This window comes from Nonomuraea sp. N2-4H (assembly GCF_045291505.1).
GTDB lineage: Bacteria > Actinomycetota > Actinomycetes > Streptosporangiales > Streptosporangiaceae > Nonomuraea > Nonomuraea fastidiosa.
The window spans coordinates 6,270,478-6,286,525 of record NZ_CP147987.1; the positions used below are offsets into that span (position 1 = coordinate 6,270,478).

Sequence of the window (16,048 nt, forward strand, 5' to 3'; positions counted from 1 at the left end):
CTGGCCCGTGCGTACGAGGGTCAGGCGGGGCGGGTGATCGCTAGTGACTGGCCGGGGAGGCGCAGGCCGTTCTCGTCGTACTTCACCGGCTCGTCCGACGCGAGCAGCACCGTCCCCTTCCCCACCGGTCCCCTCCCCACCGGCCCTCTCCCCACCGGCCCTCTCCCCACCGGCACCGTCACCGTCTCGTCCGCGAAGTTCACCGCCACCGCCAGCGTCCCCCGCCACATGAGCAGCCACCGCGACAAAGGATCGATCTCCACCCGCACCCGGTCGAGCCGCGGGTCGGACAGCTCGGGCATGGCCTTGCGCAACGCGATCAGGTCGCGGTACCAGCACAGCAGCGACCAGTGCGCCTCCTCCTTCACCTCGCTCCAGTCGAGCTTGGAGCGCAGGAACGTCTCCTCGTCGGACGGATCGGGCGCGTCCCACCGGTAGCCGAAGCCGACGAACTCCCGCTCGCGCCGCGTCCCCTCGCTCTCCCGCAGCTCGGGGTCCACGTGGTCGGAGAAGAACAGGAACGGCGAGCGCGCGCCCCACTCCTCCCCCATGAACAGCATCGGCGTGAACGGCGAGGTGAGCAGCAGCCCGGCGCCGAGTTTGAGCGCCGTCAACGAGAGCCGGTCGCCGAGCGGGCGGTTGCCGATCTGGTCGTGGTTCTGCAGGCAGGCGACGAGCCGATGACCGGGGACGCCGGCGAAGGAGGCGCCGTGGGAGCGGGCGCGGAAGCTGGAGTACGTACCGTCGTGCACGACCCCCTGCGTGAGCACCTTGGCGAGCGCGGAGAGATCGGCGAAGTCCTGGTAGTAGCCGTGGCTCTCGCCGGAGACCGCGCAGTGCAGGGCGTGGTGGACGTCGTCGTTCCACTGCGCGGTCATGCCGAGGCCGCCCGCGTCGAGCGAGCGGACCATGCGGGGGTCGTTGAGGTCGGACTCGGCGATCAGCGCCAGGGGACGCCCGACGGCGCAGGCCAGCGCGTCCACCTCGGCGGACAGCTCGGCCAGCAGATGGGTGGCGCGCCGGTCGTGGAGCGCGTGCACGGCGTCGAGGCGCAGCCCGTCGATGTGGTAGTCGCGCAGCCACTGCAAGGCGTTGCCGATGAAGTAGCGGCGCACCTCGTCGGAGCCGGGCCCGTCGAGGTTGACCGCCTCGCCCCAGTAGCTGCCCTCGAACCCGGCGAAGTACGGCCCGAACGGCCGCAGGAAGTTGCCGGACGGCCCGAGGTGGTTGTAGACGACGTCGAGGATGACGCCGATCCCGGCCCGGTGGCAGGCGTCCACGAACATCTTGAGCCCGTCGGGCCCGCCGTAGGTCTCGTTCACCGCGTACAGATCGACCCCGTCGTAGCCCCAGTTGCGCGTGCCGGGCACGGGCGCGACCGGCATGATCTCGACGAAGTCCACGGCCAGCTCGACGAGGTGCGGCAGCTTCTCGATGGCGGCGGCGAACGTCCCCTCCTGAGTGAACGTGCCGATGTGCAGCTCGTAGATCACGCCGCCGCGCAGGTCGCGGCCCTTCCAGTCGTGGTCGGACCAGGTGAAGCGGTCGTGCTCGTAGACGGCGCTCGGCCCGAAGACGCCCTCGGGCTGGCGGCGGGAGCGCGGGTCGGGGAAGGGGCCGTCGCCGTCCACCAGGTACGCGTACCGGGTGCCGTGGCCGGCCTCCGCGACCTCCAGCGACCACCACCCTCCTTCGCCGCGTTCCATCGCCCGGCGGGAGCCCAGGGTCTCGACTTCCACCGCCGTCGCCTTCGGTGCCCAGACCTCAAAGATCATGTCTCTCCAGGAGTGCGACCGGGTACTGACCGAGCAGGTGAGCGAGCGGGATGCGACCGGTGTGCAGGCAGCCGGTGAGCAGGTCCCTCCAGGTGCCGGAGGGCAGCGTCAGCGTGGTGGCCCCCCATCCGCCGGCGGCGGCCAGGCGTACGGGGAGCCGCGTCGCCACCGCGACGGCGCGCGGCCGGTCGCCCCTGGCGAAGGCGATCACCTGCCCGGCGCGTTCGCCCTCGGCCCGCAGCGGCAGGTACGCGGCCTCGCCGCCGAGCCGCCGCCGCAGCCGCAGCGCCTGGGTGGTGACGAGCAGCTTGGCGGAGTCCCATGCGGTCTCGGGCTTGCGCGGGTACGTCACCGGCCGCCGGTTGTCGGGATCGACCAGCGAGAAGTCGGTGGTCTCGTTGCCCTGGTAGACGTCGGGGACGCCGGGCATCATGAGCTGCACCAGCTTGGCCCCGAGCGAGTTGGACATCGCGTACGGGTCGATGCGCTCGGTGAACCCGCCGACCGGCAGGCGCACGGCGGCCTCGGCGAAGGCCCGCAGCCGCCGCTCGTAGGCGGGGTCGGGGCTGACCCAGGAGATCGCGGTCTTGGCCTCGCGCGCCGCCTTGAGCAGGTAGTCGGTGAAGCGCTCGACGGAGATCGGCCAGGCCGCCATGAGGTTCTGCCAGGCCAGGTAGTCGAGGTGCGGGTCGAAGCTGACCTGCGCCGACCACTCGGCCACGGCCGCCGCCCACTCCCCCGGCATCTCCGACAGCACGGCGAGCCGCGCCCGTACGTCCTCCGAGCGCTTGGTGTCGTGAGTGGACAGCGTGGTCATCGCGTACGGCGGCATCCGCGCGCAGAACTCGTGGAACTCCTCCACCGGGATTCCGAAGACGTCCGGCTCGCCGCCCACCTCGTTGAGGCAGGCCAGCGGAAACCACCGGTAGAGCGCGGTGTCCTCGACCCCCTTGGCCATGACGGGGCCGCACGCCTGCTGGAAGCGCACGATCGACTCGGCGGAGCCGTACAGGACCTCCTGGACGAGCGGGCGGACGGCGGGCGAGCAGGTCGCGGCGGCCCGCTCGACGATTTCGACGGACTCGGGCGGCGGCGGCTCGCCCGGCACCACGTACGCGCGGTAGACCGGCATCGCGGCGAGCAGCTCCCGCACGGCCTCGGGCGCGCACGAGGTGACCCTGGCCAGCCGCTCCACCTCGGCACCGAAGAACAGGTCGATCACCTCGCGCTTGGCCTGCGCCATCACCTGCCGGTAGTCGGCCGGCTGGCCGGTCAGCCGGGTGAACAGCTCGATCAGCGGCTCCTTGCCCTCGGGATCGACGAACAGGCCGCCCACCCGGTTGAGCACGTCGTAGCCGGTGGTGCCGTCGCACGCCCAGTCGGCGGGCAGCCGCTCGGGTCCGATGAGGATCTTCTCGACCACCGTCCATGCGTTGCCCGCGCGGGCGCGCAGGCGTTCGAGGTAGCCGCGCGGGTCGGCGAGGCCGTCGGGGTGATCGACGCGCAGCCCGTCCACCAGCCCCTCGTCCAGCAGCCAGAAGATCACCTCGTGGGTCGCGAACATCACCGCCGGGTCCTCGACGCGCAGCCCGATCAGCGACGACACGTCGAAGAAGCGCCGGTAGCCGGGGCCCTCGCGCCAGTCGACCAGCCGGTAGTGGCCCGGGTACGGGAACGCGTGCTCGTGGTAGCGCAGCACGTCGCCGTCCACGACGGGCTCCACGTCGTCGCCGAGCACGGGCAGCGCGACCTTCCCGTCCACCCAGTCGATGTCGAACCAGTTCGCGTACGGCGACTCCGGCCCGTCCTTCAGCACCGACCAGAACGCGGCGTTCATCGTGTTCATGTGGTTGGGCACGATGTCCAGCACGATGCCGAGATCGTGCGCGGCGAGCTGCTGCGCCATCTCTCTGAAGCCGGTCGCGCCGCCGAACTCCTCCCTGATGCGGGAGTGGTCGGTCACGTCGTAGCCGTGCCGCGACTCGGGCGTGGCCTGCAGGATCGGCGACAGGTAGACGTGGCTGACGCCGAGGTCGCGCAGCTGGCCGGCGATCTCGGCCACCTCCGCGAAACCGAAGTCGGGGGTGAGCTGCACCCGGTACGTGGACGTGGGCTTCACCACGGCGGGCTCAGGCACGGCGCAGCACCCGTACGCTGCGGCCCGGCACGTCGATGGCGTCCCCCGCCTTCACCATGCGAGCGTCGAGCCTGATCGGCATGGCCGTGTCGATCTCGGTGTGCCACATCTCGCCATAGTCCTTGGGGATCGTGAACGTGATCGTGTCGTGGTGCGCGTTGAACAGCAGCAGGAACGAGTCGTCCCTGATCGGCCGGCCGCGCCGGTCGGGCTCGGTGATGGCGTCGCCGTTGAGGAAGACGGCCAGCGACTTGGCGTAGCCGACGTTCCAGTCGCTGTCGGTCATCTCCTCCCCTGCCGGGGTGAGCCAGGCGATGTCGCTCAGGCCGCGTACGGGCTTGCCGTAGAAGAAGCGGCGGCGGCGGAAGACCGGATGCTTCTTGCGCAGCGCCGCCAGGCTCTGGGTGAACTCCAGCAGCAGCCAGTTCTCCCTGACGTCGGACCAGTCCACCCAGGTCAGCTCGTTGTCCTGGCAGTAGCCGTTGTTGTTGCCCTTCTGGGTGCGGCCCAGCTCGTCGCCGTGGGAGAGCATCGGCACGCCCTGCGACAGGAACAGCGTGGTGAGGAAGTTGCGCTTCTGCTGCTCGCGCAGCGACTCGACGGCGATGCCCGCCGGGCCCTCCTCGCCGCAGTTCCACGACCGGTTGTCGTCGGTGCCGTCGCGGTTGCCCTCCTTGTTCGCCTCGTTGTGCTTGTGGTTGTACGACACCAGGTCCTGAAGCGTGAACCCGTCGTGGCAGGTGACGAAGTTGATCGAGGCTGCGGGGCGGCGGCTGTCGTCCTTGTAGAGGTCGCTGGAGCCGGTGAAGCGGGAGCCGAACTCCGGCAGCGTGGCCGGCTGGCCGCGCCACAGGTCGCGGATGGTGTCGCGGTAGCGGCCGTTCCACTCCGTCCAGCGCGAGGGGAAGTTGCCGACCTGGTAGCCGCCGGGGCCGACGTCCCACGGCTCGGCGATGAGCTTGACCTGCGACAGCACCGGGTCCTGCTGCACCAGGTCGAAGAACGCGCTCAGCCGGTCCACCTCGTGCAGCTCCCTGGCCAGCGTCGAGGCCAGGTCGAAGCGGAACCCGTCGACATGCATCTCGATGACCCAGTAGCGGAGCGAGTCCATGATCATCTGCAGCACGTGGGGCGAGCGCATGAGCAGGCTGTTGCCGGTGCCCGTGGTGTCGACGTAATAGCGCGGGTCGTCCTCGACCAGCCGGTAGTAGTTGATGTTGTCGATGCCGCGGAAGCTCAGCGTCGGCCCGAGATGGTTGCCCTCGGCGGTGTGGTTGTAGACGACGTCGAGGATCACCTCGATGCCCGCCTCGTGCAGCGAGCGCACCATCGCCTTGAACTCCAGCACCTGCCCGCCGCGCTGCCCCTGGCTGGAGTAGCGGTTGTGCGGGGCGAAGAACCCGATCGAGTTGTAGCCCCAGTAGTTGGACAGGCCGCGCTGCTCCAGGATGTGATCGGTGACGAACTGGTGCACCGGCATCAGCTCGATCGCCGTCACGCCCAGCTTGGTGAGGTGGTCGAGGATCTCCGGGTGGCCGAGCGCCGCGTACGTGCCGCGCAGATGCTTCGGGATCTTGGGGTGGCTGATCGTCAGCCCCCGCACGTGGGCCTCGTAGATCACCGTGTCGTGGTACGGCGTCGCCGGCGGCCGATCATGACCCCACCCGAAGAACGGGTTGATGACGATCGAGCGCGGCACGTACGGCGCCGAGTCGAGATCGTTCCTGGAGTCGGGCTGGCCGAAGCGGTAACCGTAGACCGCCTCGTGCCACTGCACGCCGCCCTCGATGGCCATCGCGTACGGGTCCAGCAGCAGCTTGGCCGGGTTGCAGCGCAGCCCGCGCGCCGGGTCGTACGGCCCGTGCACGCGGTAGCCGTAACGCTGGCCGGGCCCGATGCCCGGCAGGTAGCCGTGCCAGATGAAGCCGTCCACCTCGGTCAGCGGCACCCGCGACTCGACGTTGTCGTCGTCGAACAGGCACAGCTCGACCTTGTCCGCGACCTCGGTGTAAAGCGAGAAGTTCGTGCCGGCCCCGTCGTACGTGGCCCCGAGCGGATAGGGGTCTCCCGGCCAGATCTCGATCATCGAGGCTCCCTTGCGGTCTTTCCCCATGTTCCGTTCCCCCGCTCCACGCGACAAGCCCGCCCCCCGGACGACCCTGTTCCTTCCCACGCCACGCCCGTGATCACTCCGCCGGGCCCCAGGTCAACGGGGTGGGCCGTCCCCGACGGCGCGAAAGCCGCCGATCGGCCCCGAGTGCCTGCCCCGAGGCGCGCCAATGCACGGCCCACCTGGTGCCGGATTAGGAAAAACCCAGGTAGTGACACACGGCACGGGTGCGGGTCCGTCAAGATGGACCGATGAGCGTTGAGTTGATGGTCTGGGACGAACCGGTGCCGATCAGCAGGGACCAGGCGCGCGCGACGTACCTGGCGGTCAAGCGGACCGAACCCGGCGGCGGCCCCGTACCCAACGTCGCCAAGGAGCTCCCGGGGGAGATCACGCTCTACCCCGGGCACGTGCTGGTGACGATGGACCTCGACACGATGGACGAGGTCTCCGCGCAGGTCTTCACCGTGGCCCGCGCGCACGGCATGGTCTGCTACGACCCGCAGCGCGACCTGGTGCACAACGTCGCGCCGCTCGGCGTCTACGAGGGCATGCAGCTCCACACCGGAGACGGCATGATCGTGCACGATCCGGACCTCGGGCTCGTGCACGACGTGCTGGGCACGATGTCGGCGCAGAACCCGTTCGTGGCGCTGGTCAACTTCGGCCGGCACTTCATCCAGGTGTCACCGGGGTACGAGCTGGAGTACAAGGAGGGGACGCTGGTGCGCACGACGGTGGAGGAGCTGGCGGAGGTGCGGCAGGCGTTCCACGAGTACGCGACCGGCGAACGGGGCTTCCTCAACCGGCACACGTGGTCTCAGTGACCGATGCGGCAGGATCTGGGCGTATGAGAACTCTGTACCCGCCCATCGACCCGTACGACTCCGGCCTGCTCGACGTGGGCGACGGCAACCAGATCTACTACGAGGTCTGCGGCAACCCCGAAGGCAAGCCCGCGGTCATGCTGCACGGCGGTCCCGGCGGCGGGTGCAGCGCGAGCCACCGGCGCCAGTGGGACCCTGAGCGTTACCGCATCGTCCTGTTCGACCAGCGCAACTGCGGACGCAGTCTGCCGCACGCCTCCGACCCCGCCACCGACCTGAGCACGAACACGACCTGGCACCTGGTGGCCGACATGGAGCGGCTGCGCGAGCACCTGGGCATCGAGCGGTGGCAGGTGTTCGGCGGGTCGTGGGGCAGCGCGCTGGCCCTCGCCTACGCCCAGACGCACCCCGGCAGGGTGACCGAGCTGATCCTGCGCGGCATCTTCACGCTGCGCCCGCAGGAGCTGCACTGGTTCTACCAGGAGGGCGCCTCGTACGTCTTCCCCGACCTGTGGGAGCGGTTCCTGGAGCCGATTCCCGAGGACGAGCGGGGCGACCTCATGGCCGCCTACCGCAGGCGGCTGGAGGGCGACGACGACGCGGCCCGGCTGGCCGCGGCCAGGGCGTGGTCACAGTGGGAGGGCGGCACGGTCACGCTGCTGCCCGATCCTGAGCTGGTGGACGACTTCGGCGAGGCGCGCAAGGCCGTCGCCTTCGCGAGGATCGAGAACCACTACTTCACCCACGGCGGCTGGTTCGAGCCCGAGCAGCTCATCCGCGACGTGCACAAGATCCGCCACATCCCCGCGGTGATCGTCCAGGGCCGCCAGGACATGTGCACGCCCGTGGCCACGGCCTGGGACCTGCACAAGGCGTGGCCCGAGGCGGAGTTCCACCTGGTGGCCGGGGCCGGGCACGCCTATTCGGAGCCGGGCATCCTCGACCGGTTGATCGCCGCCACGGACGGGTTCGCGGACTCGGGGAAGTAGCGGGGCAGCCGGGCGCGCAACAGCCGTACGGCGGGGGTGACCGCCCCCACCACGAGCAGCGCGAACAGCGGCGCCAAGGTCACGCCGAGCAGGAAGCCGGCGGCCACGTCGTGCGGGTAGTGCACGCCCACGAAGACCCGCGAGAACGCCATGACGGCGGCCAGCGGGAACACCACCCAGGCCAGGGCGCGCCAGCACAGCATCAGGGTGGCCGCGGCGCCGGCGGCGATCACGGAGTGGTTGCTGGGGAAGGACCAGTCGTCCGGCGGCGGGCAGGCGGCGATCGTCGCGATCCCGCCACGGCACGGCCGGTCCTCCTTCACGAACACCTTGATGACCTCGCTCAGCACGTACGCGAGCACGATCCCGGCCGGCCCGGCGACGACGAGCGCCAGGTCACGCGCGGGCCCGCGCCAGGCCCGCACCGCGGCCACGACGAAGAGCAACGCGAACACGAAGAGTCCCGCGTCCGTGCCTATCTCGGCGACGGTGTGCAGCCATGCGGGGGTGCTGAGAGCGAAGTCGACGATGTCCTGGTACACGCCTGTCCAATCGATGAATATCCGATGGACAGCACCTTACGAACAGGAAGCCGCCGACGCCTCCACCATAAGGGTGAATGTCGTCAAGTGAGGAGCTGACGCGCCAGAGCCTCCTGTTTCGCCTCCAGCTCGGCGCGGGTGATCAGCCCGCGGTCGAACGCCTCGGTGGCGGCGTCGCGCTCGGCGACGTAGTAGGCGGCCATGATCTCGCTGCGCAGCGGGGTGAAGCCGCGCTCGACACAGTCGGCGAAGACGGTGGCCTTCTTGTCGACCTCGTCGGCGGCGACCGTGCAGGCCAGATCCCGTTCCCTGAGCTGCTGAACCGCTTCACGAAGGGTCACGGGGCCAAGAGACCCGTTGAAACGGGTATCAAGAGTGATCTTCACGTTCTTTACGCCTCCGAATGTGTGAAACATTCGGATCAAGGTCGCGTATTCCCAGGTGAGAGCGGGTAAGAGGGCCTTCGTGATCGGAGCGCACGTGATCGTCGGATATGCGAACGACCCGGGCGGGCGGGACGCGCTCGCCCTGTCCGCCGCGATCACCCGTGTCACCGGTGGCGAGCTGACGGTCGCCACGATCTACCCGCCGAACAGCCCGGGCCTGGCGGTCGAGGCGCAGGCCAACCTGGCGCACGCGGCCGAGGAGCTGGGGCCGGTGCCGGCCGAGTTCATCACGTTCGAGAGCCGGGGCACGGGACGCGGGCTCGCGGTGCTGGCCAGCAGGATCAGGGCCGACTTGATCGTGGTCGGGTCGGCGGACGGCGGGCAGCACGGCCGCATCTCGATCGGTTCGACCGCCGACCACCTGCTGCACATGTCGCCCGAGGCGGTGATGCTGGCGCCCGCGGGTTACCTGCCGCCCGAGGAGCCGGCCAGGCTCACGCTGGCCTACGTTCATCGGCCGCAGTGCGACGCGGCGGTCGAGCAGGTGGCGCAGGCCGCGCTGCGGCTCGGCGTGCGGCTGCGGCTGATCACGCTCGACCTGCGTACCGACGACCAGGGCAGGCTCCGCGACGATCTCGCGCTGGCCGTACGGCTGGCCTGGGAGAGCACCGGCATCGAGGCGGAGGCCGAGGTGGCCGAGGGCCACGACGTCGCCGCCGCGCTCGCCGGCGTGGAGTGGCTGGACGGCGAGCTGCTGGTATGCGCGGCGAGCGAGGACGCCCAGCCGCACCGGGTGTTCCTGGGCGAGCTGGCGATGAAGGTGCTGCGCGCCTCCCCGCGCCCGGTCGCCGTCCTGCCGCGCGGGTTCGGCTAACGGCGTCCGATCACCTGCTCGTACAGCTCCAGGTACCGGTCGGCCATGACGGACGGCGAGAAGCGGCGGCGGGCCTCGCGGCGGCACTCCTCAGGGTCGATCTCGTCGGCCCGAAGGATCCACTCCGCCAGCTCCTCCTCGGTGCCGGCGAGGAAGCCGGTACGCCCGTGGTCGATGAGCTCCGGCAGGCAGCCGCGGCGCAGCCCGATCGGCGGCACGCCGAGTGCCAGGGCCTCGACGACGGCGGTGCCGCCGGGCTCGTCCCACTGGATGGGGAAGAGCGCGGCGCGGGCGGAGCCGTACAGCTCGTCGCGCTCCTGCCCGCCCACCGCGCCGGCCCAGCGGACGACCTCGCCGTCGAGGTAGGGGGCGACCTGGTCGAGGTGGTAGCGGACGTCGGGGTGGCCGTGCAGCGGCTGGTAGGGGTTCTGGGCGACGTCGTCCAGCTCGGCCTGCGAGTCGCGGGCGCTCACGGGGCCGGCGAGCACCAGCGGCAGGCCCAGCTTCTGGCAGATCCTGGCGGCCACGTGCTGGCCCTTCAAGGAGCAGATGCGGCCCATCACGACCAGGTGCTCGCCGCGCGGGACGCGGACGTCGCGGCCGGCGAGCGGGGTGGCGAGGTGGATCGCGCCCAGTGAGGCGGCGCGCAGGGCCTCGGGGGCGCGGGCGAGCTGCGACCGCGACACGCCGTTGACAGCGATCGAGGAGGGGAACGCGCCGTAGAAGGCCGGGTGCTTGCGCAGGTCCCAGTGCAGGGTGTGCAGGACGGGCGGCCCGCCGCACGCCGACAGCACCGCGGGGCCGACCACCTCCACGTGGTCGTGCACGAGGTCGATGTCGTCGCGCCCGCGCAGCTCGGACACGACCCTGGCGAGATGGGCGTGCGTGATGCCCATGACCTGGTTGTACGGCTTCTGCAGCTCACCGAACTGACCCTCGTCGTAGGCGTGGATCAGCTCGTCCGCCTCCAGGGTGCTTGAGCCGACGGAGGCGAGCACGACGCCGACCCCGCGCTCGCGCAGCGCGGGCACCAGCGTGGCCACGACGTTCTCGATGCCGCCGTAGCCCGCGGGCGGGACCTCCAGCCACGGTCCGGCGTTCACCAGGACTTTCATCGAAACCTCCGAGGAAACCCCGGGCACGAGCGTGCCGGTCGCCGCAGGCCGGCCGTCGACCGGCCATTTCGCGGCCGTGTTCGAATGCGGCCCGTACCATTCACGGACCCTGGCGAAGGCGCGCGGATCTTCTCCATGCATCAGCCCCGAATCTCAAAGAGGTCCAAGCCTCTGCCCGAGCCCCAGGCCCTCGAACATGTCCGTTTGATTCGGGCCACAGGTGGCATATGCCGGATCGTGTCCCCGAAAACGCGTATCGGCATCATCGGTGCCGGAAATGTCGCCGCTCGCCATGCCGATGTCCTGTCCGGCCTCCCCGATGTCACGATCGCCGGAATCGCCGACACCGATTCCCGCAGGGCCGGGGCCCTCGCCGCCAAGCACGGCTCCCCCGCTTATGGCGGCCATGCCGACCTGCTCGACGCGGGCGGTCTCGACGCCGTGTACGTCTGCGTGCCGCCTTTCGCGCACGGCGACCCAGAACTCGATGTTTTGTCGTGCAATATCCCGGTTTTCGTGGAAAAGCCACTATCTCTTGACCTGCGGACCGCCGAAAACATCGCAGCAGAAATACAGCGGAGATCTCTGCCCTCCGCCGTAGGACATCATTGGAGATATCTAGACATAGTCGGGCAAGCGCATGACCTGCTCGCCGGACGTCCCGTACACCTGGCGCTCGGCCATTGGCTGGACAAGGTGCCGCCCGTCTCCTGGTGGCTCGACCCCGTCCGGTCGGGCGGCCAGATCATCGAGCAGGCCGTGCACGTGCTCGACCTCGCTCGGGCGCTGGTCGGCGAGGTGTCGATGGTGCACGCGGTGCCGGGCGGCGCCCGCGAGGACGGCGAGATCGACCGGGCCACCTCCGCCGTCATGCGCTTCGCCGGGGGCGCGGCCGGGCTGCTCGCCACGTCCTGCCTGCTCACCCGCAAGCACCGGGTCGGCCTCGAGGTGTGCGCGGACGGCATCGCGCTGGAGCTGAGCGAGACCAGGCTGCTGGTGGACGGCCACCGCGCCATCGAGGACGACGGGCGGGCCAAGGTCCGGGTGGACCGCGAGTTCATCAACGCGGTGCAGGGCAAGGCGGCCGACGTGCGCGTACCGTACGAGGAGGCGCTGCGCACCCACCGCCTGGCGCTGGCACTCGCCCGATCCGCAGCCGAGCAGAGGCCGGTGACGCTCGATGACCAGTGAGACGCTCAGCATCGAGGCGCCCGGCGAGGTGTGCCTGGTCGAGGAGAAGCTGCCCGACCTGCCGGAGGGCGGCTTCATGGTCGCGACCACCCACAGCGGCGTCTCGGCCGGCACCGAGCTGACCTACGTCAAGGGCACCAACCCCTACCTCGGCGCGAGCTGGGACCCGGCGCTCGGGCTGTTCCGCGACGGCGCGCCGTCGGTGACGTACCCGGTGCGCGGCATCGGCTACATGCAGGTGGGGCTGGTGGTCGAGACACGTACGCGGGCGGTGCGCGAAGGCGCGCTGCTCGCGATGGCGTACGGCCACCGCACCGCGTACGTGGCCGACCCGATGACCGACAGGTTCGTGGAGCTGCCCGACGACCTCGACCCGCTGCTCGGCATCTACGTCGCCCACATGGGCCCGATCTGCGCCAACGGCCTGCTGCACGCCGCACACGACCTGCACGGCCCGGCGGTGCGCGAGCTGGGCGACGGCGTGCGCGGCCGGCGCGTGGCGGTGGCCGGCGCGGGGGTGGTCGGGCTGCTGACGGCCTGCTTCGCCATGTCGGCGGGCGCGGCCGAGGTCGTGGTGGTGGACGAGACCCCGTCGCGGCTGGAGATCGCCGCCGCGCTCGGCGCGGAGACGCTGCACGCGGGCGAGGACCCGGCCGTGGTTCTGAAGCGCCGCTGGCGGCACGGCCCGAACGATCGCGGCGCCGACGTGGTCTTCCAGTGCCGTGGCCAGGCCAGGGCGCTGGCGCTCGGCCTGCGCCTGCTGCGCCCCCAGGGCACGCTGATCGACCTGGCCTTCTACACCGGCGGTGCGGAGGAGGTGCGGCTCGGCGAGGAGTTCCACCACAACGGGCTGAGCGTGCGCTGCGCCCAGATCGGGCGGGTGCCGCGCGGCCTGGCGCACGCCTGGGACAGGGAGCGGCTCTCGCACGAGACGATCGAGCTGCTCAGGCGGCGCGGTACGGCGCTACGCCGGCACCTGGTGACCCACCTCGTCGCGTTCGGCGAAGCTCCAGGCCTGTTCACAGAGCTCGCGGCCGGCCGGCTCGGCTGCGTGCAGGCTGTGCTCTGCGACGAGGTCGAGGATGAGGGCGGCTGACCAGCTGAAGTCGCGGGAGCCGTGGCCGCGCAGGGTGAACGGGTCGAAGTACTCGCGAAAGCCCGACCGGCACACCGTGCGCCGCATCGCGTCGGCGAGCGAGGCGGCGAGGTCGGGGCGGCGGTCCTTGAGCCCGTGCCAGACGAGCCAGCTCAGGTTGATCCAGCTCGGGCCGCGCCAGTAGCGGGCGGGGTCGAACTCGGTCGCGTCGAGGGCGTAGCTGGGCAGCGGCATGTCCTTCAGCCGGAACCGGTCGAGCGCGGTCGTGATCAGCGCGTCGGCCACCTCGCCGGGCAGATCTGGCAGCACGAGCGGGGTCAGCCCGGCCGCGCTCGCGGACTCGACCCGCTTGCCGGTGCGCACGTCGCGGGCCTGGAAGAGCCCGCCGTCCCACAGGTGCTCGACCATGGCGGAGGTGACGGCGGCGGCCTCGCGCTCGTGCGGCCCGGGATCGAGCCCGAGCACCCGCGCGATGTCGGCGAGCGCCGACTCGGCCAGCCCGTACGCGGCGTTGAACAGCGGATCCTCGACCTGGAACGCCCCGGGGTCGGTGTAGCCGGACTCGCGGTAGGACTCGGCCAGCGCGATGTAGCGGGCGTAGTCGCGGTCGGTCGGCCGCTCGTCGGCGCTGACCGCCTCCAGGTCTCTGCGCACGAAGCCGCCGGACGGCGCGTCCACCGCGGCCAGCGGCACGTCCCAGGCCGGGCTGTTGTCCATGCCCGACTCCCAGGGGTGCACGATCGCGATCAGCCCGTCAGCCGAGCGCCGCTGGGCCCGCAGAAACTCCTGCTGGGCCACCAGCCGCGGGTAGATGCGCCGCAGGAAGGCGTGGTCGGGCTCGGCGAGATACGTCTTCCACGCGGCCAGCGCGTGCACGGGAGGCTGCACGATGCCCGAGGTGCGCACGCCGGACGGCGCCCGCGCGGCCCAGAAGGCGGGACCGGGGAAGTAGGCGCCTTCGGGCACCTCGGGGTTGAACACGATGTGCGGCACCCGGCCGTCGCTCCACTGCGCACCGAACAGGGTCAGCAGCTCCGCCCTGGCCCTGCGCGGCGACAGGCGGGCGTTGCCGATCGCCACGAACGCGGAGTCCCAGCTCCACTGGTGGGGGTAGAGGCGACGGGAAGGGACCGTGTAGCTGCCGTCCCAGTTGCTGACCAGGACGCGCACGGCGTCGCGGAGGATCATAGGTATTTCCTGATGAAGGCGGCGGTCTGGGGCAGGACGATCTCGGGTTCGCCGCGCAGGCGGCATTCGAGCGCGAGATAACCGTCGTAGCCCACGGCGTCGAGGGTCGCGAGCTGGGCGCCCCAGTCGAGGTGGCCGGTGCCCGGCTGGTTCCTGTTGGACTCGCTGATCTGCATGTGCGCGAGATAGGGCGCGGCGTCGATGAGGGCCCGGCAGGGGTCGTCCTCTTCGATGTTCATGTGGTACGTGTCGCCGACGATCCTGATCGAGTCCATCGAGCAGTACGAGACGGCCTCGGCCAGGGTGTTCACCATGTGGTTCTCGTATCGGTTGAGCGGCTCCAGCATGATCAGCACGCCGTTGCGGTGCGCGTGCTCGCCGAGGATGCCGAGCGCCTCGGCCAGCACCTCGCGGTCCTCATCGGGGCTGCGCGGCGGCTCGAACGGCGGCAGCCTGCGGGAGAACTGCCCCCAGGAGGCCGGGGTCATGACGCCGATGCCGCCCAGCTCGGCGATGACCGTGAGCTGCGATCTGAGCTGCTGGATGGCGTCCTTGCGCTTGGCCGGGTCGAAGTCGCCGATGAAGTGGGGCATGTCCACGCAGACCGTCGGCATGACGACGCCGTCGGCCCGCGCGCGCTTGAGCTCGGTGAGCCTGCCGGCGAAGTGGAAATCGCCCTTGCCGCGCAGTTCGATCGCGTCGAAGCCGGCGTCGAGGGCGAAGGCGAACTTCTCCTGCAGGCTGCGGCCGGGCAGCAGCTGCTCCTGTACGGCGAGCTTCACGGTCACTCCTTGAATTCGAAGACGAGCTGAAGCACCTCGGACTGGTGCTTGTCGAGCAGGTCGAAGGCCGCGGGCGCCGCGTCGACGGGCACGACGTGGCTGACCAGGGCCCGCGCGTCCACCTCGCCGCGGTGAACGAGCTCCATGAACGTGCGCTGCAGCCGCTCGACGTCCCACCGGTGCGCCAGCCACGAGGCGACGCCGCCGATCTGCGCGGAGACGAGCTGGACCTGGTTGTGGTGGAACTCCTCGCCGAGCCGCAGGCCGACGCCGTCGCCCTGGTAGAACCCGGCGGCGACCACCCTGCCGCCCCTGCGCACGGTCCTGATCGCCTCGTGCAGGCCGGCGTTGCTGCCGCTCAGCTCGATGACGCTGTCGGCGCCCTCGACCCGCTTGCGCATGAACTCGGCCACCGAGCCCGAGGCGATGTCGAAGGTCTCGGCGGCGCCGAACCGCCTGGCCAGCTCAAGGCGGCCGGGGATGGCGTCGGCGGCGACCACGCGGGCGCCGCTGAGCACGGCGAGCCGGGTGGCGAGCAGCCCGATGACACCCTGCCCGAAGATCGCGATCTGGTCGCCGAGGTGCAGGTCGGCGGCGTGCACGGCGTTGAGCGCGATGGCGCCGACGCGGGCGAAGACGCCGGTCAGCGGGTCGGCGCCGGGCGGCAGCAGGTGACCTTCGAGCTTGGCGGCGGGGACGACGGCCTCGGCGCGGTGGCCCCAGATGCCCCAGACCATGCTGCCGATGGGCGGGCCGGCCACATCGGGTGCGGCCTCGACGACCTCGCCGACCTCCTGGTAGCCCCATCCGGCCAGCGGGTAGGCGAACGTCTGTCCCTCGACGAAGAGCCGGCGCTCGGTGTCCCACTTGCGAGTGAGGTAGGGGTTGGTGCCGCGGTAGGCGGTGAGCTCGGTGCCCGCGGAGACTCCCGAATAGAGCGTGCGTACCCGCACGGTGCCCGGGACGAGATCGGCGGGCTCCTCCAGGCTGACGCGGACACGGCCTGGCTCTTCGAAGGTGATGACGCGCATTCCCC

The 16,048-nt window shown here is 70.8% G+C and carries 13 protein-coding genes and 1 pseudogene; 5 read left to right on the forward strand and 9 right to left on the reverse strand.

Annotation, left to right across the window (positions count from 1 at the left end; all coding sequences use genetic code 11):
- Positions 1-20: 20 nt before the first annotated feature.
- Genes treZ through glgX form a run of 3 tightly spaced genes read right to left on the reverse strand, consistent with a single transcriptional unit; the run spans position 21 to position 5,998 of the window.
- Entirely contained in the window at positions 21-1,775 is a 1,755-nt protein-coding gene (treZ, locus tag WBK31_RS28695; protein WP_406673451.1) for a malto-oligosyltrehalose trehalohydrolase, read from the reverse strand.
- Complete coding sequence (gene treY, locus WBK31_RS28700) at positions 1,765-3,912, reverse strand: malto-oligosyltrehalose synthase (RefSeq protein ID WP_406673452.1); 2,148 nt, start codon at positions 3,910-3,912, stop codon at positions 1,765-1,767. The genes treZ and treY overlap by 11 nt, the downstream gene beginning before the upstream one ends.
- Complete coding sequence (gene glgX / locus WBK31_RS28705) at positions 3,905-5,998, reverse strand: glycogen debranching protein GlgX (RefSeq protein ID WP_364060858.1); 2,094 nt, start codon at positions 5,996-5,998, stop codon at positions 3,905-3,907. Before glgX ends, treY begins: the two co-directional genes overlap by 8 nt.
- Positions 5,999-6,273: 275 nt before the next feature.
- On the opposite strand from glgX, the gene WBK31_RS28710 reads away from it, so the two are divergent.
- Together WBK31_RS28710 and pip are read left to right on the forward strand one after the other, a co-directional pair.
- Positions 6,274-6,849 (forward strand): hypothetical protein, encoded by a 576-nt coding sequence (locus tag WBK31_RS28710; protein WP_406673453.1) that lies wholly within the window; start codon positions 6,274-6,276, stop codon positions 6,847-6,849.
- Positions 6,850-6,872: 23 nt separating this feature from the next.
- Positions 6,873-7,838, forward strand: coding sequence for a prolyl aminopeptidase (pip, locus tag WBK31_RS28715; RefSeq protein WP_364060852.1), 966 nt, complete (start codon positions 6,873-6,875; stop codon positions 7,836-7,838).
- Here the strand turns inward: pip and WBK31_RS28720 are convergent.
- Together WBK31_RS28720 and WBK31_RS28725 are read right to left on the reverse strand one after the other, a co-directional pair.
- The gene (locus tag WBK31_RS28720) at positions 7,769-8,380 is read right to left on the reverse strand and encodes a phosphatase PAP2 family protein (RefSeq protein WP_364060849.1); all 612 of its coding nucleotides are present in this window, start codon (positions 8,378-8,380) and stop codon (positions 7,769-7,771) included. The two genes, pip and WBK31_RS28720, sit on opposite strands and share 70 nt — an antisense overlap.
- 83 nt (positions 8,381-8,463) lie before the next feature.
- A complete protein-coding gene (locus tag WBK31_RS28725) occupies positions 8,464-8,721 on the reverse strand; it encodes a hypothetical protein (protein WP_364060846.1) in 258 nt (85 codons plus the stop codon).
- A 124-nt stretch (positions 8,722-8,845) separates the two neighbouring features.
- On the opposite strand from WBK31_RS28725, the gene WBK31_RS28730 reads away from it, so the two are divergent.
- Complete coding sequence (locus tag WBK31_RS28730) at positions 8,846-9,640, forward strand: universal stress protein (protein WP_364060843.1); 795 nt, start codon at positions 8,846-8,848, stop codon at positions 9,638-9,640.
- On the opposite strand, the gene WBK31_RS28735 is transcribed toward WBK31_RS28730, so the two are convergent.
- Positions 9,637-10,755, reverse strand: coding sequence for a glycosyltransferase (locus WBK31_RS28735; protein WP_406673454.1), 1,119 nt, complete (start codon positions 10,753-10,755; stop codon positions 9,637-9,639). The genes WBK31_RS28730 and WBK31_RS28735 overlap by 4 nt on opposite strands.
- 135 nt (positions 10,756-10,890) lie before the next feature.
- Here WBK31_RS28735 and WBK31_RS28740 point away from each other — a divergent pair, with 135 nt between their 5' ends.
- Positions 10,891-11,946 carry a Gfo/Idh/MocA family protein gene (locus WBK31_RS28740; protein WP_406673455.1) on the forward strand — a complete coding sequence of 352 codons (1,056 nt, stop codon included), beginning with the start codon at positions 10,891-10,893 and terminating at the stop codon, positions 11,944-11,946.
- Positions 11,936-13,042, forward strand: a complete 1,107-nt coding sequence (locus WBK31_RS28745; RefSeq protein WP_364060837.1) for a zinc-binding alcohol dehydrogenase — start codon at positions 11,936-11,938, stop codon at positions 13,040-13,042. Before WBK31_RS28740 ends, WBK31_RS28745 begins: the two co-directional genes overlap by 11 nt.
- A gap of 9 nt (positions 13,043-13,051) precedes the next feature.
- On the opposite strand, the pseudogene WBK31_RS28750 reads toward WBK31_RS28745, so the two are convergent.
- The 3 genes and pseudogenes from WBK31_RS28750 to WBK31_RS28760 all read right to left on the reverse strand — a co-directional run.
- Positions 13,052-14,296, reverse strand: a pseudogene (locus WBK31_RS28750) (MGH1-like glycoside hydrolase domain-containing protein); the annotation flags it as partial.
- Positions 14,227-15,012 (reverse strand): sugar phosphate isomerase/epimerase family protein, encoded by a 786-nt coding sequence (locus WBK31_RS28755; protein ID WP_364060834.1) that lies wholly within the window; start codon positions 15,010-15,012, stop codon positions 14,227-14,229. The pseudogene WBK31_RS28750 and the gene WBK31_RS28755, both read right to left, overlap by 70 nt.
- 2 nt (positions 15,013-15,014) lie before the next feature.
- Positions 15,015-16,043 (reverse strand): zinc-binding alcohol dehydrogenase, encoded by a 1,029-nt coding sequence (locus WBK31_RS28760; RefSeq protein WP_364060831.1) that lies wholly within the window; start codon positions 16,041-16,043, stop codon positions 15,015-15,017.
- Between the last annotated feature and the right edge of the window lie 5 nt (positions 16,044-16,048).

Excerpts from the sequence above, each read along its gene's own strand:
- WBK31_RS28740 (WP_406673455.1), top strand. The coding sequence starts at position 10,891 with ATGCATCAGCCCCGAATCTCAAAGAGGTCCAAGCCTCTGCCCGAGCCC.
- WBK31_RS28760 (WP_364060831.1), bottom strand. The coding sequence starts at position 16,043 with ATGCGCGTCATCACCTTCGAAGAGCCAGGCCGTGTCCGCGTCAGCCTG.
- WBK31_RS28745 (WP_364060837.1), top strand. The coding sequence starts at position 11,936 with ATGACCAGTGAGACGCTCAGCATCGAGGCGCCCGGCGAGGTGTGCCTG.
- pip (WP_364060852.1), top strand. The coding sequence starts at position 6,873 with ATGAGAACTCTGTACCCGCCCATCGACCCGTACGACTCCGGCCTGCTC.
- glgX (WP_364060858.1), bottom strand. The coding sequence starts at position 5,998 with ATGATCGAGATCTGGCCGGGAGACCCCTATCCGCTCGGGGCCACGTAC.
- WBK31_RS28735 (WP_406673454.1), bottom strand. The coding sequence starts at position 10,755 with ATGAAAGTCCTGGTGAACGCCGGACCGTGGCTGGAGGTCCCGCCCGCG.
- treZ (WP_406673451.1), bottom strand. The coding sequence starts at position 1,775 with ATGATCTTTGAGGTCTGGGCACCGAAGGCGACGGCGGTGGAAGTCGAG.
- WBK31_RS28710 (WP_406673453.1), top strand. The coding sequence starts at position 6,274 with ATGAGCGTTGAGTTGATGGTCTGGGACGAACCGGTGCCGATCAGCAGG.